This window comes from Spirosoma taeanense (assembly GCF_013127955.1).
Lineage (GTDB): Bacteria > Bacteroidota > Bacteroidia > Cytophagales > Spirosomataceae > Spirosoma > Spirosoma taeanense.
In genome coordinates, this window is record NZ_CP053435.1 from 3,358,329 (window position 1) to 3,382,500 (window position 24,172).

Sequence of the window (24,172 nt, forward strand, 5' to 3'; positions counted from 1 at the left end):
TGGTGACCGTTCACTCAATAACGGCGGGGCCGTTTCTACTTAAAAACGGCCCGGTAAATGGGTTTACGATACGCAAACAGAAGCCACATGAGCGGATACATCAAATAATCAGTCAATTGAAATGGGGTGCTGAAGTTAATATCATCAACAACGACGGTACCGCCTGAAGGGTGACGCAACAGCCGATGATGGTGGCGCCAGGAAGCCAGGAAAAAGGGTAATTTAGTTCCCTGATCGATAAAATAGATTTCCTGGCCCGTGGTTTGCTGGTCCGTAATCAGGCTGATCCAGTCCTGGCGAAAAAACAGAAAATTAAGCCGAAGGTGCACAACATCGCCCGGCAGACACCCGTCGAACCGGACGACATCGACGGGTGGAAAGGGAGGGCTAAGCCGGTCGAATAACGTTCGGTTAAAGCCAGCCCAGACAACAGGCAGGGACTGGTTAACGTGGGTTTTGAGGAGTAGTTGCATCACCGGTGCTGGTAACTTGTTGGACGAATGGGATTAAAATTTTATCAATTACTAAATCATATTCCGTTGTCGCTGGCCAGCCTGGGGATGAGTCAGTACATAGCTTGTTTGCTTCGACGGATAACCCATTCGCCTATGCTTCGGTTTGGAAGCGGGTTCCTGATTTTGCTTATCCTGCTGACATCTGGCTACCTGGGCCGGGCGGATGTGCCTCCTCCGGAATACCTGACCGTCCGGAAGGGACTGCCCCAGGGCTATATCAAGTCGATGCTGCAGGATCAGCGTGGTTTTATCTGGTTAGCCACCCGCGATGGACTGTGCCGATACGACGGAATTCGCTTCAAAATTTTTTACCATGATCCGCAGAACGTTCGTTCGCTATCCTTCAGCAGTATTTACGAGATTCGGGAGGATAAGCTGGGGCAGATCTGGGTGCGTACGGAAAATAACAACATCGATTGTTTCAACCCGATTACGGAGCAGTCGCACCGCGTCTCCGACTCCCCCGCTTTCCGGCGGATCGCCACCCGGAAGCTGCTCACCTCTATTGTACCCGATCAGCGTGGTCAGGCCTGGGTCGCCACCCAGACGAATGGCTTTTTCCGGATCAGTGCCAACGGCACTATCAGCCATCACCGCTGGGCAATCCGAAATGATTCGGTACAGCACCGGATTTCGGCGATTCTCACTGACCAGAAAGGTTTTCTATGGCTGGCTACGTCAGATGGTCTTCACCGCTACAATCCGGCGAGTGGTGAGTTTACCGTTTTTCGAACGTTCGCCGGCCTACCTCACAACGACGTACGAGCGCTGCACCTGCGGGCGAATGGCGAACTGATGCTTGGTTTTCCCGGGCAGTTCGCGCTGTTTAATCCCACTACCGGCCGAACCCGGCGGGTGATTGCGGTGCCGGGCCTTTCGGCAGAATCGCCTTTATTTGCGCAGGACCAACAGGGCAACGACTACGTAAACCAGGCGGTCTATAACGACCGCACGGGACTGGTTTTACTGCCAACCGATCCGAAATTTGCTTTTTACCAGCCCCTCTCGATGCTGGTTGACCGCTCGAACGTACTTTGGGTTGGCACAAACGGCGATGGTGTGGTGAAGTTTGACCTTAACAGGAATCCGTTTCATTCCTGGCCCCACCGGATTAACTTTCAAACCGACTGGATAACCCAGGAACTGGGGATACCCATCAGTGCTGTTCCAGCCCCTATCCGGACACAGGGACCTTTTCAGTTGCGTTATCAGTTCGACAAACAAAAAAATCTGTGGGTCGGCGGACGCTCTATTGTCCCGTATCAGTACAATACGGCTCAGCGACGTTTTACGCCCGTTCAGCCCGTGGGTATTCCGGCACGCTGGCTACCGGGGGGGGTATTCCGGTTACCTATCCTGACCACCGGACCCGAGGGCGAGATGTGGGGCCTGCTGGGAACCGATGGGCGCGCGGTGGTTCGCCATAACCCCAAACAGCACTCCTTTACGGTCTTCCCATTACCCATACCCGCCGGAAATCCCTACGAGGTGATGGCCATGACAGTTGATGGCGGCCGTATTTATCTGGCTACGCAAAGCCACGGCCTGCTTCGGGCCGACCTGTCGGCGAACCGGCTGATCCGCTGGCGCATGAATCCGGCTAGTCCGGATGCGCTACCGGTGAATTCGCTGCTCAGTCTGGCGCAGGACCCGGCGCAGTATAACTATCTGTGGATCGGTACGTTCGGCAATGGCCTGTGTCGACTCGACAAGCATACAGGTCAGATTCGCTGTTTTACGGTACGCAATGGGTTACCGAATAACGTTGTTTACGGTATTCGCCCTGATGCCGACGGTCATCTCTGGCTGAGTACGAACCGGGGGTTGTGCCGCTTCGACAGTAAATCGTTCGACGTGCGGAACTATACTACCGACGACGGGCTGCCCAGCGAAGAGTTCAACCGGTTTCAGGACCTTGCGCTGCCCAACGGGCGGATCGTCTTCGGCGGTATTGGCGGCTACACGGTTTTTAACCCGCGCCGGGTCAATGATGATAATTTCAAGCCCGTCGTGGCGCTCACGGCCCTGCGCATTAACAATCAGCCGGTCAGTGCGCTTGACCCGGAGTCACCCATCCGACAGGATATTAACGAAACCCGCGAGATCGTTCTGAACCACGAGCAGAACTTCCTGTCGTTCGATTTTGCGGCTCTGCAATACAACCAGAGTGACAAAAATCAGTATCGGCACAAGCTGATTGGTCTCGACAACGACTGGGTATATACCAATAACCTCGCCACCGCGACGTACACTAACCTGCCACCTGCTACCTATACGTTCGTGGTCAACGCATCCAATACGTCGCGAATCTGGAGTCCGCATACGCACCAGATTCGGGTCGTCATTGAGCCGTCGCCCTGGGCAACTTGGTGGGCCTATACACTCTACGGTCTGCTGGTGCTGGGCGCGATCATTACGTTTGTCCGCATCCGGATCAATCGGATACGCCTGCAAAGCCATATTGAACTTCAGGAAAAGGAATCTATTCAGCTTCGGAATCTCGACGAGGTCAAATCCCGTTTCTTTGCCAACATCACCCACGAGTTTCGCACTCCACTTACGCTCATTCTGACGCCGTTGGAGCAGCTGCTCAACGAAATCAACGATCCCCAGCACCATAGCAGGCTGTCCATGGTCTATCGGAATGCCAGCCAGTTGCTGCGGCTCATTAACGAGCTGCTGGACCTGGCTAAGCTGGAGGCCGGCAGTCTGACAGTCACACCCGCTCAGGGCGATCTGGTGGAGTTTGTCGAGCGTACAACGCTCGTCTTTGAGGAAGAAGCCGAACGCAAACAGATTCAGCTTCGGCTACAGCCCCAGGTTACGCACCGCTTCTACTGGTTCGACGCCGACAAGCTGGAGAAAATCCTGAATAATCTGCTGGCTAACGCGCTGAAATTTACCGGCGAAAATGGGAAGATCGATGTAACCCTGTCTGTCCGGTCAATACCCGAAACCCCGGCACCAACGGAGGCTGAGCAACCCGCCGACAGTATTATCCGGTTAATCGTCAGCGACACGGGCACGGGTATTGCCGATCATAAACTACCTTACATCTTTAACCGGTTTTATCAGGCCGACCAAACGGCCAGTCGCAGCCTGGTTGGATCGGGAATTGGACTGGCTTTGGTGAAAGAACTGGTCGACGTGATGCAGGGCACTATCCGGGCCGAAAGCCGGCCGGGTGCAGGTTCAACGTTCACCGTTGAATTACCCTGTCGCTCAGCCCGCGCGGGTGGCGAAACACCCGTGCAGCCCCTGCCTACTCCCCAACGGGAACCCGTCACCTCGCCGGAGTCAACCAATTCCGCCGATCTGCCCTATATTCTGCTCGTAGAAGATAACGACGAGCTTGCCGAGTTCATTACAGATATCCTGAGCGTGGAATGGCATGTCCGCCGGGTACATAACGGCCGCTTAGGGGTCGATACGGCAACTTCTGAAGGTCCGGACCTGGTCATCAGCGATGTTCTGATGCCCGAAATGAATGGGTTTGAACTCTGCCGCCAATTGAAAAGCAGCCCTGTTACGAACCATATTCCGGTGCTGCTTCTGACGGCCAAAGCCGGCTCGGACAGCCGCGTGGAAGGTCTGACCGCCGGTGCTGACGATTATTTAACGAAGCCTTTTCAGGTTGATGAACTGCGCTGGCGGGTCAGAAACCGCCTGGAGCAGCAACGCCGGTTCCGGCAGCATTTCCGAATGCAGCTGTTAAGCGAGGGGCACCTGCCAACTCAGAGTGAAGTGGCCGAAGACGAATTCATGAACCGTCTGTATGACGTGATTAAAGCCAGGCTGGGCGACACCAATTTTGGCGTAGAACCCCTGGCGGCATCCGTTAATCTGAGCCGCATGCAGCTCAACCGGAAGGTGAAAGCCATGACCGGTCTTACGCCCGTTGAATTGATCCGGGCCGTGCGGCTCAACCGGGCGGCTGATATGCTGCTGACCAACGTATCTATTTCCGACGTAGCCTTCGCCGTTGGTATGGACCCTGCTTATTTCTCGAAAGTCTTTAAGGACCAGCATGGTTTAACCCCTTCCGAGTACGTTGAACAGAATCGGCGCAGGTCTGCTTAGGCCTCCGCTCCTCAGTTGTCTGCTTATTTTTCTTTAAGCCCGGCTATCTGTACGGGCTTTCTTTTGCACTTTAATTAGTTGTTTATACACGTAAATTGGACGTTTGGGGGTCATGTTACAAACTTGATAGAACGTGTTACGAATGAACTAGGTGCCAAATGTAACTTCCTGTAACATTGTATCAGTTCTTCAACACACTCAAATCATACTCGCATGACTTACTTTTCCTCCGCCGTAAATTCAGCCCGCACCCAACCCGCTGAATGGCCCCCGCTGAAACTTTACTTACGTGAAACCGGTCGTCAGTCATTCCCTGTAGCTGACCTGGTCTATATGCAGGCCGTTGCTAACTATAGCTGGCTCAACTGGATGGATGGCAAGCGAATGCTGATGCCCCGCACGCTGAAATACTATACGCCCAAGCTGCCGGCCGAATGGTTTATCCGGCTGCACCGCAACTGCGTAGTTAATCGCCGTTACGTTGAGCGGCTGGAGCGTACTGATACGGGCGGTCTGGTTCATCTGTCAACGGGCGATGTGCTGCCCGTATCGCGTCGGCGCTGGAGTACGGTTCGCCGGCAGCTCATGAACAACATGCCCCATCTGAACTGATCTTCTTGAAGCACCTGATAAAGAAACGCCCTGGCCAAACTGACCGGGGCGTTTCTGCATTAAAAACAGGTTCTGTAAGTCTAGTAACCCTTTAAGAATTACTTTCGGGAAACCTGTTACTAATCTTACATTTTCTCTAACACACGCTCCATTGAAACTTCCTGACTAATGCGGGCTTTCAGTTCGCTGATGGGCACACGAATCTGCTCGGTTGTGTCGCGGTAGCGGATCGTCACGGTATCGTCTTCCAGGGTCTGGTAATCCACGGCGATGCAGAAAGGCGTTCCAATCAGATCCTGCCGGGTATACCGCTTACCGATAGCATCGCGTTCTTCGTAGATCACGCGAAATTCGGAACGTAAACTCTTAACAATCTGCTCCGCTTTCTCGGGCAGACCGTCTTTACGGACCAGCGGGAACACGGCCGCTTTGATGGGCGCCAGCGCGGGGTGCAGTTTCAGATACGTCCGCTCTTTCTGGTCGGCACCCTCGCCCACGGTTTCTTTCGTGAAGGCATTGCAGAACACGGCCAGGAACAGCCGGTCGGCGCCTACGGAGGTTTCGACTACGTAGGGAATGTAATTGCCGTACGGCTTGCCCGTGGCGGGGTCTACGTCGTTGTCGAAGTATTGCTGTTTTTTGCGGCTCAGCTCCTGGTGCGACTTCAGGTCAAAGTCGGTACGGGAATGGATACCCTCCATCTCGCGGAAACCAAACGGGAATTGGTACTCAATATCAACGGCCGCATTGGCGTAATGCGCCAGCTTCTCGTGGATATGAAACTTCAGCTTCTCGGCGGGTAATCCCAGCGCCTGATGGAATTTCATCCGGGTGTCGCGCCAGCGTTCGTACCACTCCATTTCGGTGCCGGGCCGTACGAAGAACTGCATCTCCATCTGCTCAAACTCGCGCATCCGGAACGTAAACTGCCGGGCTACGATCTCGTTGCGGAACGCCTTGCCAATCTGGGCGATACCAAACGGCACCTTCATCCGACCGGTTTTTTGTACGTTCAGGAAGTTGACAAAAATACCCTGAGCCGTTTCGGGACGGAGGTAAATCAGACTGGCGTCCTCGGCCAGCGAACCGACCTGCGTCGAGAACATCAGATTGAACTGTCGGACTTCCGTCCAGTTGTCGGTGCCGGATACGGGGTCTTTGATGCCCTCGGCAATGATGAGGTTACGAACGCCTTCGAGGTCGTTCTCGCCCAGCAGACGCCCCATTTCCTGAAGCAGCGCGGTGCTGCGGGCTTCGTCGCCGGCATTGGCATATTCTTCAGCCTTCAGTTCAAGCAGTTGATCGGCGCGGTAGCGTTTTTTGGAATCCCGGTTGTCGATCATGGGATCGTTGAACGAATCGACGTGCCCCGACGCCTTCCACGTAAGCGGGTGCATGAAGATCGACGCGTCAATACCGACGACGTTATCGTGGAGTTGGGTCATGGCCTTCCACCACAGCGTTTTGAGATTATTTTTGAGTTCGACGCCGTTCTGACCGTAATCGTACACGGCCTGCAGGCCATCGTAGATTTCGGAGGACGGAAACACGAAGCCATATTCTTTGGCGTGGGCGATAATGTCCTGAAGGGACGTTGCCGGGGATACTTTCTGCTCTGTCATAATCCGTTACTGAGACCACAAAGATAGGACTTGCGCCGAAAACTACCGGCCTGAGCAGCCGCAGCTCTGGAGAAATGTCTGTTTATTCCCACTCGTTTTTACCCGTAGCTTTACGTAAGGATTCTGTCAGGTGGTCTGTTGATGGAATCTACCCATCACATCTAAAGCGCCTATTCGTATGAACACCTGGCCCGATAATCGCATCCAGCAGCTGCTGGGTATCGACATTCCAATTATTCAGGCGCCTATGGCGGGTTCGGTCTTCTCCGAGATGGCCATTGCCGTATCGGAAGCTGGTGGTTTAGGCTCCCTCCCCTGCGCGTTGCTGAGCCCAGAGCAGATACGCAGTGAACTCCAGCTCATTCGGCAGCAGACGAGCCGCCCCATTAACCTGAACTTTTTCTGCCATCAGGCCCCGCAGGCCGATCCGGATCGGGAGAACGAATGGCGTAACCGGCTGGCTCCGTATTATCGGGAGCTGGAACTTGATCCGCAGATGATGATTCCCACGGCTAGCCGAAGCCCCTTCGATGCGATTCTCTGCGATCTGGTTGCTGAGGAACGCCCCGAAGTAGTCAGCTTTCATTTTGGCCTTCCTGACCCAACCCTTCTGACTCGGGTGAAAGCTACGGGCGCTAAAATCATTTCTTCGGCGACTACAGTGGACGAAGCCCGCTGGCTTGAAGCGGCCGGCTGCGATGCCATCATTGCTCAGGGAGCCGAGGCCGGTGGCCATCGGGGAATATTCCTGAGTGACGACATAGCCACTCAGGTAGGAACCATGGCGCTGGTGCCGCAGGTGGTGGATGCCGTTAAGGTGCCCGTCATTGCGGCCGGGGGCATTGCCGACGCTCGTGGTATCGTTGCGGCCTTTGCGCTGGGCGCTTCAGCAGTGCAGCTTGGAACGGCCTACCTGTTCTGTCCCGAAGCCCGGATTTCTCCGGTTTACCGGCAGGCGCTCCGAACGGCAAAAGACAGTAACACCGCCCTAACGAATGTGCTTACGGGTCGTCCGGCGCGTAGTATCGTCAATCGGCTGGTTCGGGAAGTGGGTCCCCTATCGGCCCTGGCACCGGAATTTCCCTTGGCGGGGGGCGCTCTTACTCCCCTGCGCGCTAAAGCGGAATCGAAAAACTCAGCCGATTTCAGTCCGCTCTGGTCGGGTCAGGCGGCCCGGTTAAGTCAGGAACTACCAGCAGGCGAGTTAACCAAACGACTGGCTCAGGAAGCACTCGCCCGATTCGGATCGCACTAGTCCGATGGTTGTAGGGCAGGTTTCAGAAGAAATCAGCCCTACAACCATTATCTCCTGTTTCAAGTTTTACCGGAACACCACTATTCAAATGACAACTGCCTTTCTGCAATCGCCACTGGGTCGGGTTCGGATTACCGGCAATGACCTCGGCGTTTCGACTATTACCTGTCTGGACGTTTCGGACGAAACACCCGATTCAGCAAACCCTTCAGAGCCGGTTATGCAGGCCGTTACGCAGCTCAACGAGTATTTTGCGGGTACCCGTAAAACCTTCGATTTTTTGATTAATCCAGCCGGAACTGCCTTTCAGCAAAGCGTCTGGCAGGCGTTGCTCGACGTACCCTTTGGCACAACCTTATCCTATCTGGCCCTCACCCGACGCCTGGGCGATGAGAAAGCCATCCGGGCGGTAGCCGCTGCCAACGGCCGGAACCCGCTCTGGATTGTGGTGCCCTGCCACCGGATTATCGGCTCCAATGGTTCGCTGACGGGCTACGCAGGTGGACTGTGGCGCAAGCAGTGGCTGCTGGAACATGAGCGCGGCAGCATCAGGCAATTATCCTTGTTCTCTTAAAAATACTTTTACGTATGCCGCCTGCGCGTATTGCACGTCTTGTTTGTCTGCTCCTCACCGGCGTTGTTACGGCCTGTGCCCCGCATTACAACGGCCCCGTTAGCGATCATTTTGATGGCAAGAAGTTTTTTAACCCCGGCATGCCCGAACGTGAATCCGGCGGACTGCTGAAGTGGCTGCTCAACCGCGACAAAAAGCCGTGGCCCGAACAGCCCAACGCCTTTGTCGGTCTCCGACCCGCCACGCGCATCGAAGGCGACAGCCTGGTGGTTACGTTCGTGAACCATTCTACGTTCCTGCTGCAAACCAACGGCCTGAACATCCTGACCGATCCGGTCTGGTCGGAACGCGTTGGGCCGACCTCGTGGCTGGGTGTCAAACGCCATCGGCCACCGGGATTACGTTTTGACGAGCTGCCACCCATCGACGTCGTGCTGCTGAGCCACTGCCACTACGACCACCTCGACCTGCCCACTATCGAACGACTGGTGAAGGCCCATAATCCGCTGTTTGTTACGCCCCTCGGCGTGTCGTACCTCCCCCGCTCGGTAGACGCCCGAACCAGCCGCGAGCTCGACTGGAACGATACATTGCGGGTAAACGACCGACTCAGTCTGACCTGCGTACAGGCACAGCATTTCAGCAACCGGGGCCTGGGCGACCGGAATGAAACGCTCTGGGCGGGCTACCTGCTTCACACCCGTTTCGGAACGGTTTACTTCTGTGGAGACAGCGGCTACGGTCAGCATTTCAAACAGATTGCCGAACAGGCGGCACGTAGTCCAACCGGCCCGATCAAGCTGGCCATGCTGCCCATCGGCTCCTACCTGCCCGAATGGTTTATGGCACCCGTCCACACCTCACCCGCCGGGGCCGTACAGGCCTTTCTGGATCTCAAAGCCGCACAGGCCATAGGTATTCATTTCGGCACCTTCCAGCAGGGCGACGATGGGCTGTACGAACCCGTGACGGATTTACGTAAAGCGTTGCAGCAGAAAGGCGTTGCCGAGCGTTTGTTTCTGGTACCCACCGAAGGGCGGGCCACCGTGTTCCGGTAGATGCGTTTAGAGCATCGCGGCTCCAAAAACGCCTGCGCTGTCGCCCAGCTTAGGTTTCAGAAAACGCGTGTGCAGTTCGCCGTTATTGAAAATATATTTCTTAGCGCGTTCGACGCCTTCCGTATAGAGCAGGTCTACGTTACCCACACCCCCACCCAGCACAATCGCATCGGGGTCGAGGATATTAATAATAACCGAAACCGCGCGGCCAAAATACTCCAGCATCCGGTTGACCGTCTGGCTGGCGAACAGATCCGTACCGGCGCTGAAGCCTTCCATAATGGTCTGCATCGTTTTGACTTCGCCACTGATCTGCTGGTGATACCGCTGCAGAGCCGGACCGGAGATAACCTGTTCGGTACAGCCCCGCTTCCCGCAATAACAGGGGTAGCCGTTCTCTTCGAGAATATTATGGCCCCACTCTCCCCCAATGCCCTGAAAGCCATTCAGCACGAACGGTCGGCCGTCTTTGCCGCGCACTACGATGCCTCCACCAACGCCGGTGCCCATAATAACCCCAAACACCGTCTGGTAGTCGGGCACAACATCGGGCACAATTCCCAGCGTCGCTTCGGCCAGGGCAAAGCAGTTGGCGTCGTTCGCTACTTCAATGGGTAATCCCAGCAGCCGGGTCAGATCCTGCTTCATGGGTTTACCGTTCAGCACGGTCGTATTGCAGTTTTTCATCGCCTGCCGGGCCGGGTCAAACGTTCCAGGCGTACCAAAGCCGATGCGTTCGGGCGTGAGGCCAGTTTCGGCTTTGAGCAGCTCAATCAGCCGGACAATTTGATTCAGAATGTGGTCGTATCCTTTATCGGCTTCGGTGTCAATCCGTTTACGGATAAGAACGGCATCGGGCGAAGGCGCGGTCATCACTACGCCTTCGATTTTGGTGCCGCCTAAGTCAATACCCCAATAGGTCGTCATGAACGCAAATAACTGTTGTTTTTTGATTTGAACCAGAATTCAGCTTGGATTGATATGGCTTTTTCGGAATTTCGTCGTCTCAAATCCAAACCGGATTCAGCGCAACAAACCAAATTCAAAAATAGATTATGATTAAGCCCGGACAAACAGCGCCCGAGTTTACGCTGTTCAACAGCGATAAAAAAGAAGTCTCTCTAGGCGATTTCCACGGCAAAAACCTGATTATTCTGTTCTTCCCGCTGGCATTTACGAGTGTCTGTACCGTCGAACTTTGCGAGATACGCGACAAAATCAGCACGTACACAGATCTGAACGCCGAGATTGTTGCGATTTCGGTGGATTCACCTTATGTACTGGCAAAATTTAAACAGGAGCAGAACCTACCCTTCGATCTACTGTCTGATTTTAATAAAGAGGTTTCGGCGGCTTATGACTCACTCTACGAAACCTTCTCGATGAATATGAAGGGCGTGAGTAAGCGCTCGGCTTTCCTGATCGATCCGAACGGTATCATTCAATACGCCGAAGTGCTCGACAATGCCGGTGAAGTGCCGAATTTCAATGCCCTGCGGGAAACACTGGCGCAGCTAAAGTAATTCTTGAACAGCGGGCTGTCGGCAGCCCTCTGCCTCTTTTCTTATGGCCTGGTATCATACATTCTTTCAGGGTCTGCCCCAGAGTGCCTGGAAAGCCGCACAAACCGAAGAGCAAACCCAGCTCGACCTGGAGCTGCTCGTTGACACACTCGAATTTGGCCCCGACGACCGGCTGCTGGATATATTCTGCGGCTATGGTCGGCATGCCCTGCCACTCGCCCGAATGGGCGCCCGGCTAACGGGCGTCGATATTTCAGAGGAGTACATAACGGAATTGCAGGCCGAGGCCAGGGGGCAGAAACTTTCTCTGGAGGCTATTCAGGCCGATTTTCTGAGCATACTGCCTGACCAGCTGGCGCCGGAAGCCTCGTTTGATGCGGCTTATTGCCTGGGCAACAGCTTCAGCTTTTTTCCCCGAGCCGACATGCTGGCCTTTTTAACCCGCATTGCCCTGCTTCTTAAACCAGGTGGCCGTTTTCTGGCCCATTCGCAGATGGTTGCGGAGTCGGTGCTGCCCGATTACCAGACCCACAACTGGCAACCCATTGGTGAAGGTACCGATCGAATCCTGTTTCTGATGGAGAATGACTACGACCCGCTCGAAAGCCGGATCGATTCGCACCTAACTTACGTACAGAATGGGCTTACGCAGTCCCGCACGGCGCAGCACTACGTCTATACCCTGGCCGAACTCAGGTGGTTGTTTGCGGAGGCAGGTCTAAACACGATTGACTGTTACGGAACCGTCGACAGAGAGCCGTATGCATTCGGCGACGAGAACGTCTGGCTGCTGGCCGAACGGGTGTTTTCCTAATTAACAGGGCTGGTGCATCGAGTGAAGCTGGAACGTAGAGCATTCTTACCGTAACCCGCTATCCGTCAATTAATTATAAAAGCTCTCGAAGATAGAATTTAACTTTTTGTAGAAAATCTGCATTTATCCTGGATAATACCAGCATAAATCCGTAGTTTTCAGACAATTTAACACCGTTAACTGTCGATAGAGAGCCTATAGGTATGGAAGTTATTGAGCGAAAACTGCGCACCCGCGAACAGACGCGCTCTGGTATAATAGGAACGGCGAAAGCCATTGCCCGCCGGGAAGGCTGGCAGGCGGTGTCGATCCGCAAAATCGCCGATGCAATAGATTACAGCGCCCCCGTTGTTTATGAATACTTCGACAGCAAAGACATTTTGCTGGACGAAATACGAAATGAAGGATTCCGCTATCTCCATCAGGAATACGAGCGTATCCTCAAGCTTTACCGCGACCCCGAAAAACGGCTTTACGAAATCTCTCTGATCCAATGGGCCTTTGCCCGGGAGCAGCCCGAAATGTACCAGGTTATGTATAATCTGGACGGAGCCTACTGCACCCTGCCCGTGTACCAGTCCAGCGCGATGCAGGAAGTCAGCGATATCGTGAGCGAAATTATTTTCTCGTTCATTCCGAAATCGAAGGAAAGTATCCGGCGGCTGTATTTCGAGTGGTGGTCGGTTTCGCACGGGATGATCATGCTCGCGATGCTGCTGAAAGATGAGCAACCCCTCGATCAGTCGGAACAGATTTACCGCGAAACCATGCGTCGGTTTGTACGTGGCCTTCGATAGCCAGATTCGTTACGCTTCCGTTGCTTTTGGGTAAGGTGGGTATGCAGACGACCAAACCACGCATTATTTACGTGTATGATGCCCTATGCGGCTGGTGCTATGGCTTCAGCCCCGTCATTCGGCGCTTGTACCAGACCCGCTCTGACGAGTTTGACTTCGACGTTTTGAGTGGCGGAATGATGGCTGGTGACCGGGCCCGACCCATTGCTGAATTAAGAACGTTCATCGAGCAGGCTTACAGGACTGTCGAAGACCATACGGGTGTCCAGTTCAGCGAATACTACCTGACCGACATCCTGCAATCCGACACGTATATTTCGGACTCCGAAAAACCGGGCATGGCCATGACGCTGTTCAAAGCAGTGCTGCCGGACCGGGCCATTGAGTTTGCCGGGATACTTCAGCATGCGCTTTATCGAAAAGGTCTTGATCTGAACGTCGATGCCAATTACGGTCCCCTGGTCGAACCCTTCGGGATTGACCCCGACGAGTATGTAGCGCATCTGTCCGATTCAGCTATCAAACGGCAGACTTGGGCCGAGTTTGACCTTGTTGCCAACTACGGCATCAACGGGTTTCCATCGGTCATACTGGACAATGGCAGTAAATTGTTTCTGATTGCCCGTGGCTACCTTTCCTATGAACAGTTCGAGCAAAATATAACCCGTGCCCTGGAAAGCGTCTAATTGCGTTCTAAAATCCAATAGCCGTTCTCTATGACAGCCATTGCCTTTATTGGGGCAACGGGAATGCTTGGGCAGCCCGTTGCCCGTAAATTTATCCAGGCAGGTTACCAGGTGCGCATTATCGCCCGTAACCCCAGACAGGCAAAAAAACTTTTCCCGGACACCGAGGTCGTAACGGGCGATTTGCGCGACCCAACGAGCCTGCTCAGCGCCCTCAAGGGCATGGACACAGTTTACCTGAACTTGTCTATCCAGCAAACCGAAAAACCCACCGACTTCCATACCGAAGCCGACGGCCTGGTGCATCTCCTGGCGGCAGCCCGGCAGGCGGGTGTCGGACGGATCGCCTACTTGTCGTCTCTCATCATGCGCTACCAGGGCACCAACGGGTTTCGGTGGTGGGTATTCGACGTAAAACAGGAGGCCGTTCGGCTGATCAAAGCGGCCGGAATTCCATCCAGTATTTTTTATCCTTCCTGCTTTATGGAATCCCTGCTCAAAACGCAGCGCGTTGGTCCACTTGTCTTACTGGTTGGGCAGTCCAGCGTACGCCCCTGGTACGTAGCCGCTCACGACTACGGTCAGCAGGTAGCCCGGGCGTTACGGCTTGCCAAAGATGGTCAGAATCAGGAATACGTAATTCAGGGCCCCGAGGCCGTTACGCAGCACGAGGCCGCCCTCCGACTCGTTGCGGCTTATTCATCGAAGACGTTACGTGTACTTACGATGCCTCCTTTCCTGATGCGGCTGGGGCGTCCGTTCTCGGCTCAGGCTAACTATGGCTGGCACATTACCGAGGCACTTAACCAGTATCCCGAATCGTTCGAAGCGGCCCAGACGTGGGCGGAGCTAGGCAGGCCCGAAACAACAATCGAACGGTTTGCGAATCAGTACAGCCCGTCGATCGACAGATAGCGCTCGCCGGTATCATAGCAGAACGTCAGAATCCGGCTGCCGGGCGTAATGTCGGGCAGTTTTTTAGCAACGGCCGCCAGCGAGGCCCCCGACGAAATACCCACAAAAATGCCTTCTTCCTTCGCCACCCGACCGGCCATGGCAAAGGCGTCGTCTTTGCTGACCTGAACGGTTCCGTCGATGGCGTCGGTGTGCAGATTCTGGGGAATGAAGCCGGCCCCGATACCCTGAATCGGATGCGGGCCCGGCGCGCCCCCGCTGATTACGGGCGAGAGTTCGGGCTCAACAGCATACACCTTCAGATTGGGAAATTTTTCTTTCAGAACTTCCGCAACGCCGGTAATATGCCCTCCCGTACCAACGCCGGTAATCAGAACGTCGAAACCATCCGGGAAGTCAGTGAGAATCTCTTGGGCCGTCGTTTGTTTATGCACGGCAATATTGGCCGGGTTATCAAACTGCTGCGGCATCCAGGCGCCGGGCGTCTGAGCTACCAGTTCATGCGCCCGTTCAATAGCGCCCTTCATGCCCTTCTCGCGGGGTGTCAGATCGAATTCGGCTCCGTAGGCCGCCATGATCTTACGGCGTTCGATACTCATGGATTCCGGCATAACCAGAATGAGTTTATACCCCTTCACAGCAGCCACCATCGCCAGGCCAATACCGGTGTTGCCCGAGGTCGGCTCGATAATGGTACTGTCGGAAGTCAGCAGGCCCTGCTGTTCGGCATCTTCAATCATCGCCAGGGCGATACGATCTTTGATGCTGGCACCGGGGTTGGCTCGTTCGAGCTTCATCCAGACCTCATAACCGGGGTAAAGCCGGTTAAGCCGTACATGGGGTGTCTGGCCTATGGTATCGAGAATGCTGTTGGCTTTCATAAAAACGAGAGAAAACAAAAGGTGTAAAGAGGTGCAGGACGCTCATCGTTCGACAAGACGTTTGCCAGCTGCCTTTTTACACCTCAACGGAGGAATGTTATATGACGAAATTGATTGGTTCTCTGGATTCCAGCGATTTAAGCCGGATATCGGTCTGGTGCTGATGAAACACCAGCGAGTGTGCTTCGACACTTTCAGTCAGCCAGACGTTGCCGCCAATGACTGAGTCGTGTCCAACCACCGTATTGCCGCCCAGAATGGTAGCATTGGCGTAAATAACGACGTTGTTTTCGATGGTTGGGTGCCGTTTTTTCTGCGCCATAGACTTGGCTACATGCGTGGCCCCCAGCGTTACGCCCTGGTAGATTTTAACGTTATCACCGATGGTGGTTGTTTCACCAATGACAACCCCTGTTCCATGGTCAATAAAAAACGAGCGTCCAATTTTCGCACCGGGGTGGATGTCAATTCCCGTCTGCCCGTGCGCATACTCGGTCAGCATACGCGGTAGCAAAGGCACTTTCAACTGAAGCAGCTCATGCGCAATCCGATAGACAGCAATAGCATAAAAGCCCGGATATACAGCCACTACCTCTTCAATACCAACAGCGGCCGGGTCATTATCGGCGATAGAATGAGCGTCAAACAGCAGGTTATCATAGATCGCGGGCAGCTGCTCAAAGAACCGCTCAGCAATGGCTTCGGGAGTGTCTGGCAGATTAGCCATCAGTGGCCGAAACAGGCATACCAGCTGTTCGTTTAGTTTATGATAGGTTTCCTCTACGTGCTGCGAAGCCGACTGGCAGTCCTGCGTAACGGGAAACAATAAGCGCATGAGTTGATCAATGAAACGGCCAGCGTCGGGTCGGGACGGAAGTTTGTACCGATAAGCAGCCCGCTGAGCCATCAGGTGATCGAGAAACGTGGCGTTAGCAACAGTCATAATAACGCAAAAAATAACAGTCCGGTAGCTTTTTATAGTGGAATCCTCACCCCGGTCTGAGGAGATGCTACAACACCCCCGGATTTACACTATTGATCGACTTCAGTCCAGAAACGAAGCCGGGTTTGATTTTGAAACAAATTACGTGTTGTTAAGTTCGTTAGCGCAGATTGGTGTCGAATTTGTTTCAATAAATTGAATACAACCCCGTAAATAATCATGTTTGGTAAAGCCATATACGCATTACTCATTTCACTCGTTGCCACAGCCGGATTTGCCTGGCTGCTGTCGTCCTATTGCGGATCGAAAGATACCCGTGCGGAGGACTCGGCCGAAGAAGGCGTTACGGTAAAGCCGGCTAGCTTTATTTCTCCCGTTAATGAAGATGACGACAAGCCAAAGCTGGCCGCAATGCAGGTAGTGAACGCTTATCCAAAACTGACGTTTGAATCGCCGGTCGAATATACCTATGCTAACGACGGCACAAACCGGGTGTTTGTTGTGGAGCAGGTGGGCCGTATCCGGGTTTTTGAAAATACCTCCGGTGCCGCTTCCGCCCCAACGTTTTTAGATATTCGTCGGAAGGTTGCCTATGGGGGTGAGATGGGCCTGCTGGGCCTCGCCTTTCACCCCAAATTCAGCGAGAACGGCTTTTTCTACGTTAACTACACCAAAAACAACCCACGCGAAACGGTGGTGAGCCGATTCAAGGTTTCGTCGCCAAAAGCCATGCAGGCCGATCCGAACTCAGAAACGATTTTATTTAAGTTCAGCCAGCCGTATTCCAACCACAATGGCGGCAAAGTGCTGTTTGGCCCGGATGGGTATCTGTATGTTTCGACCGGCGACGGTGGCAGCGGTGGCGATCCGCAGAACAATGGACAGAACCGTAAAAGCTGGCTCGGAAAGATTCTGCGCGTGGACGTAAACAGCACCGAAAAAGGGAATTATGGTATTCCGGGCGACAATCCCTTTGCCAGTAATAAAGAAGGATTGCGCGAAGAGATCTTTGCTTATGGTCTGCGCAACCCCTGGCGAATGAGTTTCGATGACGACGGCCGTTTATGGGTGGGTGATGTTGGCCAGAACGAACTTGAAGAGATTGACATCGTCACCAAAGGCGGGAACTACGGCTGGCGCATTCGGGAAGGCCGCAAGGCTTACAATGCGGAGAGCAACACTTCTGGCGGAAACCTAATTGGCCCCATCTGGCAATATAGCCATGACGACGGTAATGTCTCTGTCACGGGAGGAATCGTTTATCAGGGTCAGCAGCACTCGTCCTTGAAAGGTAAATACATTTATGCCGACTACGCCAGCGGTCGCGTCTGGGCATTAACACCAAACGGCTCCAGCGAGGCTTCCAATCAGGAGATCGTCTCCAGAGCCGGATCTATCTCGGCTTTTGGCGAAGATCAGAAAAAGGAGCTGTATATGTGTGATCTGGGCGGAGGGCAAATCCTAAAATTAGCCGCACGCTAGAGGTTTCCGGCCTGTAGGTTTGCTTTATGACCAGAATCAGAAAGAAAACGGTGTGAATATGCACGGAGAAAATCAGGTGTTCATACTAATACTTCCGTAAGCGAAAATACTAGTATGAACACCTTTTGGTTAAACGTCGGCATTGGAACCCCGGCGATCATGAATATGAGCAGGGTAAAGTACATTTCGGGTTGACTGGCTATAGATTGTTCCGTAGTTTACGCGCTTTAGTCACCCCACCGTATCCGTTCAATCATGTTCAACCGTTTCCAGTCGCTTATACGTGACTATTTTGGCCTGTCCCATTCTGAAGCCCGCGGTTTTTCTGTACTTATCGGCCTCACCCTGCTCTGCCTGCTTATCCCGTTTCTGTATCGCTGCTCCGCTGACCGCCGTCCTGCCGATACCTCCGCCACCGACCAGCGTAAACTCGACAGCCTGGTTGCACTGATGCAGACCGAAGAAGCCCGGCAACCCCGATTCCGTGACCAGTCGGATAACGACAAAACCACCGCCGAGCGATTCAGCGAGCCGAAACTGTTTCCGTTCGATCCGAATACGGTTAGCGTAGCGGGTTGGCAGCAGTTGGGTCTGCCTCGCTGGATGGCCGAGCGGATTGAGAAATACCGGAGCAAAGGCGGTCAGTTTCGACGTAAAGAAGATCTGTTACGTATCTATGATTTTCCGCCTGATCTCTACGAGCAGTTGGAGCCTTACATGACGTTGAAGCAGACCGCTGCCGCAAGTCAGTACGTCGAAGGCCGGTATAAAGCGGAAAAGTCATTTTCGGATAACATAGCGTCCTCCGCCGAACGACCACCGTTTGAAGCCCGACCAGCAAAGCCAGTTATGCAGCCCTTTGACATCAATACGGCCGATACGGCGCAGTTGATTGCCCTGAAAGGGATTGGTTCAGCCCTGGCCAAACGGATCGTCAAGTTTCGCGATGTGCTGGGCGGGTTTATTTCGACGGAGCAGTTTCGGGAGGTGTATGGCCTGGACTCATTAGCACGCGAAGAGTTGCAGAAATACGGTCGGATTGGATCGGCCCCGCGCCGGATACCCATCAATACAGCCAGCGCCGAAGACCTGGACCGGCACCCGTTCCTGTCGCGTCGGCAGGCCGAAATTATTGTCCGTTACCGGGAGCAGCACGGCGCTTATACGTCGGCGGAGTCGCTGAAACCTATCCGAATTCTGGACGCCGTAACGATTGGAAAAATTGCGCCTTATCTGGAGTTTTAAGAACTGCATCGGCCGGTCGACGCCTGTCAACCGGCCGAAACAAATTAAAAATTGGGCTTCAGCAGATACTTGCTGTAGAAATCATCGATTGCCTTCACAGCCTCAGTCGGTGTGTCGACAAGGCTAATGAGCTTCATATCTTCTGGATTGATGTTGTGTTCCTGTTCCAGCATCACCTCCATAATCCAGTCGATCAGCCCCTGCCAGTATGCCCGGCCTACGAGCACAATCGGGAAGCGGGCAATTTTACGAGTCTGAATGAGCGTCAGAGCCTCAAACAACTCGTCGAGGGTGCCCATACCGCCGGGCATTACAACAAACCCCTGCGCGTATTTTACGAACATCACCTTCCGGACGAAGAAGAAATCAAAATTGATACTCTTATCAGGATCAATATAGATGTTGCTATGCTGCTCAAACGGAAGTTTAATATTCAAACCTACGGATTTCCCTCCCTGCTCAAAGGCTCCTTTGTTACCGGCCTCCATGATGCCCGGTCCGCCCCCCGTAATGACCCCGTACCCATGCCGTACCAGTTTGGCCGCAATTTCTTCGGTCATTTTGTAATACGGGCTATCAGGTTGGGTGCGGGCCGAGCCGAAAATTGAAACGCACGGACCAATTTTGGCCAGTTTATCGAACCCTTCCACAAATTCGGCCATCACTTTAAAAATGACCCACGAATCGGCGGTCTTAATTTCGTTCCAGTTATGATCCTGAAACGCATCTTTAATCCGTTGTTCGTCGGGCGTAAGGAGTAACTCGTCGCGCTTGGGTAAATCCTGCGTAATGCGTTCGGTACTCTGCGTTTCAGAGCGTTGAACATTTTCTTTTGTTGATTCCATTCACGTAATAAAAAAGGCAGTGGGCGCGAAACGTACTCACTTGATGGATAAAATTTTGTCCGCCCAAACTGTTCAAAAAATCAGGTTGTCAGCCACGTCAACGAGATTTTTCGCAGGGCGGATTACAATAACGAATAATTTTGCCAAAACGTTTCTCAATTTTCCTGAATACTATGCCCCAACGTATTGCTCTCGGTGCCGACCATGCCGGATTTGCCTACAAAGACGCTGTTAAAACCTGGCTGGAACAACACGATTATCTGGTCGAGGATTTCGGCACGTATTCTGCTGATTCGGCCGACTACGCCGATTTTGCCCACCCCGTTGCGTCGGCCGTTGAAGAGAACCGGGCCGACCGGGGCATCCTGGTATGTGGTAGCGGACAGGGTGTGGCCATGACCGCCAATAAGCATCAGGGCATTCGGGCCGCGCTGGTCTGGCAACCCGAGATTGCCGAGCTTACCCGACAGCATAATGATGCTAACGTACTTTGCCTGCCAGAACGCTTTATCTCGCTGGACGACGCGCTTCAATGCGTTCAGCGGTTTCTGACGACAGACTTCGAAGGCGGGCGCCACCAACGCCGGGTCGAAAAAATGATGTGTACCTGATTAATTTTTGGGCAGGAAACAGACGTACCCTGCCCGTTGCCTTATTTGCGTCGGCTCTCCAGAAACGCTTCGATGCGATCCAGCGCAATGTTTAGTTCATCCACTGTGGGCAGGCAGACGATACGGAAATGGTCGTTTCGGATATAGTTGAAGCCGGTTCCCGATACGACCAGGACTTTCTGATCGGTGAGCAGGTCATACACAAACTGGTCGTCGTTATTAAACCGAAACTGGCTCAGATCAAGTTTTGGGAAGATATACAAAGCTCCTTTGGGCTTTACGCAGGACACACCGGGGATAGCTGCCATACGCTCGTAGGCCAGCATTATCTGTTTATGCAGGCGTCCCGTGGGCATTACCAGGTCATTAATACTCTGGTAGCCGCCGAGTGCCGTCTGAATCGCGTATTGCGTAGGCACATTGGCACAAAGCCGCATAGATGCCAGCAACGTCAGCCCCTCGATATAGGATTTAGCCCGGTGCCGCGCTCCGCTCAGAATCAGCCAGCCGCCCCGAAAACCGGCTGCCCGATAATTTTTAGACAGGCCCCCCATGGTGATACAAAGTGTATCGTGAACGAACCGGGCCATCGGGTAATGAAGAGCGCCATCGTATAAAATTCTGTCGTAAATCTCATCCGAGAAAACGATGAGCTTATGCCGCTCGGCAATACGGGCAATCCCTTCCAGCACGGCTTTGTCATAAACAGCACCCGTTGGGTTGTTGGGGTTAATGACGACAATCGCCCGCGTTCGGGGGGTGATTTTGCTTTCCATGTCGGCAAGGTCCGGGTTCCAGTCGGCGGCTTCGTCGCAGACGTAATGCACGGGTTTACCGCCACAAAACGCCACCGATGCCGTCCAGAGTGGATAGTCTGGAGAAGGAATCAGGACTTCATCGCCCTCGTTGATCAGAGCCTGCATCGACAGCATGATCAGCTCACTAACGCCGTTGCCGATGTAAATATCGTTGATGGTAATACCCGGTAACCCGATATTCTGGGTATGATGCATCACCGCCTTACGGGCAGCAAACAAACCCCGCGAGTCGGCGTACCCCTGCGCATTGCGAATGTTGAGAATAACATCGTGAACAATCTCATCGGGTGCATCGAAGCCGAATGAGGCCGGATTACCAATGTTGAGACTAATGATTTTATATCCCTGGCTTTCGAGTTCGAGCGCCTTTTCATAAACCGGCCCCCGAATGTCGTATTTTAAGTGAGTGAGCCGCTCACTCTTGCGTATTTCCATGCCGGAACCTTCCATGCCGTAAAAATACGGAATAGTCTACTCCGACGGGCACTCAACGCAGTTTTTCGGCTAACCAGCTGGTTAGCGTTTATAGAACTCGTCCAACTTATGATAATAGCCACTAGCGAATAAATCCCTGTAAATGCCAGAAGCCACCCCGGCTGGAGTGGCTTCTAACGTACTAAAGTATAAGATCTCTTCCCGTTTGAGAAAAGAAGATAGATAATCAACCGAATACGCGTCCGGGCTCATTAGTACGGCTCAGCTCAACACCTCTCAGCGCCTACACCTGCCGCCTATCCACGTGCTCGTCTCGCACAACCCTTTATACCGGATGACTCATCTCGGGGCCAGTTTCGCACTTAGATGCCTTCAGCGCTTATCTTAACCATACGTAGCTACTCGGCCGTGCCTGCGGCCAAACAACCGATCCGCCAGCGGTATGTCCATCCCGGTCCTCTCGTACTAAGGACAGACCCCCTCAGTCATCCAACGCCCACCACAGATAGGGACCGAACTGTCTCACGACGTTCTGAACCCAGCTCGCGTGCCACTTTAATCGGCGAACAGCCGAACCCTTGGAACCTTCTCCAGCCCCAGGATGTGACGAGCCGACATCGAGGTGCCAAACCTCCCCGTCGATGTGAGCTCTTGGGGGAGATCAGCCTGTTATCCCCGGCGTACCTTTTATCCTTTGAGCGATGGCCCTTCCATGCGGAACCACCGGATCACTATACCCGACTTTCGTCCCAGATCGGCCTGTTTGCCTCACTGTCAAGCTGGCTTCTGCTATTGCACTCCCCTGCCGATTACCGTCCGGCATGAGCCAACCTTGGGAAACCTCCGTTACCCTTTCGGAGGTGACCACCCCAGTCAAACTACCCACCAAACACTGTCCCCTTCCGGGTTAGGCAGCCGGTCAGCCAAGGGCGGTATTTCAAGGGCGGATCCACGATGCCTGGCGACACCGCTTCACGTCCTCCCGCCTATCCTACACATGCCTGACCAGCTACCCATGTTAAGCTGTAGTAAAGGTGCACGGGGTCTTTCCGTCCCGTGGCGGGTAAGCGGCATCTTCACCGCTACTACAATTTCACCGAACTCATGGTTGAGACAGTGCCCAGATCGTTACACCATTCGTGCAGGTCGGAACTTACCCGACAAGGAATTTCGCTACCTTAGGACCGTTATAGTTACGGCCGCCGTTTACTGGGGCTTCAGTTCAAACCTTCGGAGTTACCCCCTAAGCTCCCCCCTTAACCTTCCAGCACCGGGCAGGTGTCAGACCCTATGCGTCAACTTTCATTTTTGCAGAGTCCTGTGTTTTTGGTAAACAGTCGCCTGGGCCTTTGCTCTGCAGCCTTCCATTACTGGCTAGGCCCCCCTTCTCCCGAAGTTACAGGGTCATCTTGCCGAGTTCCTTAACCATGATTCTTTCGCGCACCTTAGCATATTCTGCCCAGCTACCTGTGTCGGTTTGCGGTACGGGTATCCATACGCTTAACGCTGACTGACTTTTCTTGGAAGCCCCTTCAGTCCTTCGGTTCGGCCGAAGCCTCCCCTCAACGCCCACTTCCGTCCGGACGTAGAACCCCCGGCACTCCGTCATCATCCAGCCTGCATGGATAGTAGCGGAATATTAACCGCTTCCCCCTCAGGACCCACCCTTCGGCTGCCCCTTAGACCCCGACTAACCCTCCGATGACTGCCATCGCGGAGGAAACCTTAGCCTTTCGGTGTGAGGAGTTCTCATCCTCATTCTCGTTACTTATGCCTACATTTGCTTTTCTATACGGTCCAGCTCGGCTCACGCCTGACCTTCACCCCCTATAGAATGCTCTCCTACCACAATACACTCTAAGTGTATGTCCATCGCTTCGGTGCTGTGCTTGATGCCCGTTTATTATCGACGCCCGCCCCGCTCGACCAGTGAGCTGTTACGCACTCTTTAAAGGAATAGCTGCTTCCAAGCTAACCTCCTGGCTGTCTCAGCAGCCGGACCGCCTTTGTTCAACTTAGCACACACTTGGGGACCTTAGCGGATGGTCTGGGTTGTTCCCCTCTCGGAACAGGACCTTAGCACCCTGCCCCTCACTGCCCCGCACCCGTCTTGCGCATTCGGAGTTCATCAGAAGTTGGTAGGATGTGACTCCCCCGCATCCTGTTGGTCGCTCTACCTCACAGACGGTAACACGAGACGCTGTTCCTAAAAACATTTCGGAGAGTACGAGCTATTTCTCAGTTTGATTGGCCTTTCACCCCTACCCGCAGCTCATCCGGAAGCTTTTCAACGCTTATCGGTTCGGCCCTCCACGGTGTGTTACCACCCCTTCAGCCTGGCCACGGGTAGATCACCAAGTTTCGCGTCAACCCCCACTGACTAGAGCGCCCTGTTCAGACTCGCTTTCGCTTCGGATCCGGACGTCCACGTCCTTAACCTTGCCAGTGACGGTTACTCGTA

20 protein-coding genes and 1 rRNA gene (1 of these 21 running past the window's edge) are annotated in these 24,172 nt (G+C 53.8%); 13 read left to right on the top strand and 8 right to left on the bottom strand.

The genetic code is table 11. The features are described from left to right. Positions 1 to 35: 35 nt before the first annotated feature. Entirely contained in the window at positions 36 to 473 is a 438-nt protein-coding gene (locus tag HNV11_RS14015) for an SRPBCC family protein (RefSeq protein ID WP_171740260.1), read from the bottom strand. A gap of 135 nt (positions 474 to 608) precedes the next feature. Here HNV11_RS14015 and HNV11_RS14020 point away from each other — a divergent pair, with 135 nt between their 5' ends. Further along, the gene (locus tag HNV11_RS14020; protein ID WP_171740261.1) at positions 609 to 4,595 is read left to right on the top strand and encodes a hybrid sensor histidine kinase/response regulator transcription factor; all 3,987 of its coding nucleotides are present in this window, start codon (positions 609 to 611) and stop codon (positions 4,593 to 4,595) included. Positions 4,596 to 4,808: 213 nt separating this feature from the next. Then, on the top strand, positions 4,809 to 5,207 hold the full coding sequence (locus tag HNV11_RS14025; protein WP_171740262.1) for a LytR/AlgR family response regulator transcription factor: 399 nt from the start codon (positions 4,809 to 4,811) through the stop codon (positions 5,205 to 5,207). A gap of 125 nt (positions 5,208 to 5,332) precedes the next feature. On the opposite strand, the gene HNV11_RS14030 is transcribed toward HNV11_RS14025, so the two are convergent. After that, positions 5,333 to 6,829, bottom strand: a complete 1,497-nt coding sequence (locus tag HNV11_RS14030; RefSeq protein ID WP_171740263.1) for a glycine--tRNA ligase — start codon at positions 6,827 to 6,829, stop codon at positions 5,333 to 5,335. A gap of 178 nt (positions 6,830 to 7,007) precedes the next feature. Between HNV11_RS14030 and HNV11_RS14035 the strand changes: the two genes are divergently transcribed. The 3 genes from HNV11_RS14035 (at position 7,008) to HNV11_RS14045 (ending at position 9,716) form a co-directional block, all read left to right on the top strand. After that, positions 7,008 to 8,084, top strand: a complete 1,077-nt coding sequence (locus HNV11_RS14035; protein ID WP_171740264.1) for an NAD(P)H-dependent flavin oxidoreductase — start codon at positions 7,008 to 7,010, stop codon at positions 8,082 to 8,084. 88 nt (positions 8,085 to 8,172) lie between these two features. Beyond that, complete coding sequence (locus HNV11_RS14040) at positions 8,173 to 8,658, top strand: methylated-DNA--[protein]-cysteine S-methyltransferase (protein WP_171740265.1); 486 nt, start codon at positions 8,173 to 8,175, stop codon at positions 8,656 to 8,658. 14 nt (positions 8,659 to 8,672) lie between these two features. Continuing rightward, complete coding sequence (locus HNV11_RS14045) at positions 8,673 to 9,716, top strand: MBL fold metallo-hydrolase (RefSeq protein ID WP_171740266.1); 1,044 nt, start codon at positions 8,673 to 8,675, stop codon at positions 9,714 to 9,716. A gap of 6 nt (positions 9,717 to 9,722) precedes the next feature. Here HNV11_RS14045 and HNV11_RS14050 read toward each other — a convergent pair whose 3' ends face one another. Next, positions 9,723 to 10,643 (bottom strand): ROK family protein, encoded by a 921-nt coding sequence (locus HNV11_RS14050; RefSeq protein ID WP_171740267.1) that lies wholly within the window; start codon positions 10,641 to 10,643, stop codon positions 9,723 to 9,725. Between the two features lie 128 nt (positions 10,644 to 10,771). Between HNV11_RS14050 and HNV11_RS14055 the strand changes: the two genes are divergently transcribed. From HNV11_RS14055 to HNV11_RS14075, 5 genes are all read left to right on the top strand, one after another. Next, entirely contained in the window at positions 10,772 to 11,239 is a 468-nt protein-coding gene (locus HNV11_RS14055; RefSeq protein WP_171740268.1) for a redoxin domain-containing protein, read from the top strand. A gap of 43 nt (positions 11,240 to 11,282) precedes the next feature. Then, positions 11,283 to 12,053, top strand: coding sequence for a class I SAM-dependent methyltransferase (locus HNV11_RS14060; RefSeq protein ID WP_171740269.1), 771 nt, complete (start codon positions 11,283 to 11,285; stop codon positions 12,051 to 12,053). 203 nt (positions 12,054 to 12,256) lie between these two features. Continuing rightward, positions 12,257 to 12,850 carry a TetR/AcrR family transcriptional regulator gene (locus tag HNV11_RS14065; protein ID WP_171740270.1) on the top strand — a complete coding sequence of 198 codons (594 nt, stop codon included), beginning with the start codon at positions 12,257 to 12,259 and terminating at the stop codon, positions 12,848 to 12,850. Positions 12,851 to 12,891: 41 nt separating this feature from the next. Beyond that, complete coding sequence (locus tag HNV11_RS14070) at positions 12,892 to 13,536, top strand: DsbA family protein (protein ID WP_171740271.1); 645 nt, start codon at positions 12,892 to 12,894, stop codon at positions 13,534 to 13,536. Between the two features lie 30 nt (positions 13,537 to 13,566). Then, positions 13,567 to 14,451, top strand: coding sequence for an SDR family oxidoreductase (locus tag HNV11_RS14075; RefSeq protein WP_171740272.1), 885 nt, complete (start codon positions 13,567 to 13,569; stop codon positions 14,449 to 14,451). On the opposite strand, the gene cysK is transcribed toward HNV11_RS14075, so the two are convergent. Both cysK and epsC read right to left on the bottom strand, forming a co-directional pair. Beyond that, positions 14,424 to 15,332 (bottom strand): cysteine synthase A, encoded by a 909-nt coding sequence (gene cysK / locus HNV11_RS14080; protein WP_171740273.1) that lies wholly within the window; start codon positions 15,330 to 15,332, stop codon positions 14,424 to 14,426. The two genes, HNV11_RS14075 and cysK, sit on opposite strands and share 28 nt — an antisense overlap. Before the next feature lie 97 nt (positions 15,333 to 15,429). Beyond that, a complete protein-coding gene (gene epsC / locus HNV11_RS14085) occupies positions 15,430 to 16,275 on the bottom strand; it encodes a serine O-acetyltransferase EpsC (protein ID WP_171740274.1) in 846 nt (281 codons plus the stop codon). 219 nt (positions 16,276 to 16,494) lie between these two features. On the opposite strand from epsC, the gene HNV11_RS14090 reads away from it, so the two are divergent. Next, positions 16,495 to 17,757, top strand: coding sequence for a PQQ-dependent sugar dehydrogenase (locus HNV11_RS14090; RefSeq protein ID WP_171740275.1), 1,263 nt, complete (start codon positions 16,495 to 16,497; stop codon positions 17,755 to 17,757). A gap of 255 nt (positions 17,758 to 18,012) precedes the next feature. After that, positions 18,013 to 19,002, top strand: coding sequence for a helix-hairpin-helix domain-containing protein (locus HNV11_RS14095; RefSeq protein ID WP_171740276.1), 990 nt, complete (start codon positions 18,013 to 18,015; stop codon positions 19,000 to 19,002). 44 nt (positions 19,003 to 19,046) lie between these two features. Here the strand turns inward: HNV11_RS14095 and HNV11_RS14100 are convergent, their stop codons facing one another. After that, complete coding sequence (locus HNV11_RS14100) at positions 19,047 to 19,847, bottom strand: LOG family protein (RefSeq protein WP_171740277.1); 801 nt, start codon at positions 19,845 to 19,847, stop codon at positions 19,047 to 19,049. 173 nt (positions 19,848 to 20,020) lie between these two features. Here HNV11_RS14100 and rpiB point away from each other — a divergent pair, with 173 nt between their 5' ends. Continuing rightward, positions 20,021 to 20,458 carry a ribose 5-phosphate isomerase B gene (gene rpiB, locus HNV11_RS14105; protein WP_171740278.1) on the top strand — a complete coding sequence of 146 codons (438 nt, stop codon included), beginning with the start codon at positions 20,021 to 20,023 and terminating at the stop codon, positions 20,456 to 20,458. 41 nt (positions 20,459 to 20,499) lie between these two features. Here the strand turns inward: rpiB and HNV11_RS14110 are convergent, their stop codons facing one another. Next, positions 20,500 to 21,711, bottom strand: a complete 1,212-nt coding sequence (locus tag HNV11_RS14110; RefSeq protein WP_171742182.1) for a pyridoxal phosphate-dependent aminotransferase — start codon at positions 21,709 to 21,711, stop codon at positions 20,500 to 20,502. Between the two features lie 230 nt (positions 21,712 to 21,941). After that, positions 21,942 to 24,172 (bottom strand): 23S ribosomal RNA (locus HNV11_RS14115); it runs 609 nt beyond the window's last position.

Excerpts from the sequence above, each read along its gene's own strand:
- HNV11_RS14015 (WP_171740260.1), bottom strand. The coding sequence starts at position 473 with ATGCAACTACTCCTCAAAACCCACGTTAACCAGTCCCTGCCTGTTGTC.
- HNV11_RS14020 (WP_171740261.1), top strand. The coding sequence starts at position 609 with ATGCTTCGGTTTGGAAGCGGGTTCCTGATTTTGCTTATCCTGCTGACA.
- HNV11_RS14025 (WP_171740262.1), top strand. The coding sequence starts at position 4,809 with ATGACTTACTTTTCCTCCGCCGTAAATTCAGCCCGCACCCAACCCGCT.
- HNV11_RS14030 (WP_171740263.1), bottom strand. The coding sequence starts at position 6,829 with ATGACAGAGCAGAAAGTATCCCCGGCAACGTCCCTTCAGGACATTATC.
- HNV11_RS14035 (WP_171740264.1), top strand. The coding sequence starts at position 7,008 with ATGAACACCTGGCCCGATAATCGCATCCAGCAGCTGCTGGGTATCGAC.
- HNV11_RS14040 (WP_171740265.1), top strand. The coding sequence starts at position 8,173 with ATGACAACTGCCTTTCTGCAATCGCCACTGGGTCGGGTTCGGATTACC.
- HNV11_RS14045 (WP_171740266.1), top strand. The coding sequence starts at position 8,673 with ATGCCGCCTGCGCGTATTGCACGTCTTGTTTGTCTGCTCCTCACCGGC.
- HNV11_RS14050 (WP_171740267.1), bottom strand. The coding sequence starts at position 10,643 with ATGACGACCTATTGGGGTATTGACTTAGGCGGCACCAAAATCGAAGGC.
- HNV11_RS14055 (WP_171740268.1), top strand. The coding sequence starts at position 10,772 with ATGATTAAGCCCGGACAAACAGCGCCCGAGTTTACGCTGTTCAACAGC.
- HNV11_RS14060 (WP_171740269.1), top strand. The coding sequence starts at position 11,283 with ATGGCCTGGTATCATACATTCTTTCAGGGTCTGCCCCAGAGTGCCTGG.
- HNV11_RS14065 (WP_171740270.1), top strand. The coding sequence starts at position 12,257 with ATGGAAGTTATTGAGCGAAAACTGCGCACCCGCGAACAGACGCGCTCT.
- HNV11_RS14070 (WP_171740271.1), top strand. The coding sequence starts at position 12,892 with ATGCAGACGACCAAACCACGCATTATTTACGTGTATGATGCCCTATGC.
- HNV11_RS14075 (WP_171740272.1), top strand. The coding sequence starts at position 13,567 with ATGACAGCCATTGCCTTTATTGGGGCAACGGGAATGCTTGGGCAGCCC.
- cysK (WP_171740273.1), bottom strand. The coding sequence starts at position 15,332 with ATGAAAGCCAACAGCATTCTCGATACCATAGGCCAGACACCCCATGTA.
- epsC (WP_171740274.1), bottom strand. The coding sequence starts at position 16,275 with ATGACTGTTGCTAACGCCACGTTTCTCGATCACCTGATGGCTCAGCGG.
- HNV11_RS14090 (WP_171740275.1), top strand. The coding sequence starts at position 16,495 with ATGTTTGGTAAAGCCATATACGCATTACTCATTTCACTCGTTGCCACA.
- HNV11_RS14095 (WP_171740276.1), top strand. The coding sequence starts at position 18,013 with ATGTTCAACCGTTTCCAGTCGCTTATACGTGACTATTTTGGCCTGTCC.
- HNV11_RS14100 (WP_171740277.1), bottom strand. The coding sequence starts at position 19,847 with ATGGAATCAACAAAAGAAAATGTTCAACGCTCTGAAACGCAGAGTACC.
- rpiB (WP_171740278.1), top strand. The coding sequence starts at position 20,021 with ATGCCCCAACGTATTGCTCTCGGTGCCGACCATGCCGGATTTGCCTAC.
- HNV11_RS14110 (WP_171742182.1), bottom strand. The coding sequence starts at position 21,711 with ATGGAAATACGCAAGAGTGAGCGGCTCACTCACTTAAAATACGACATT.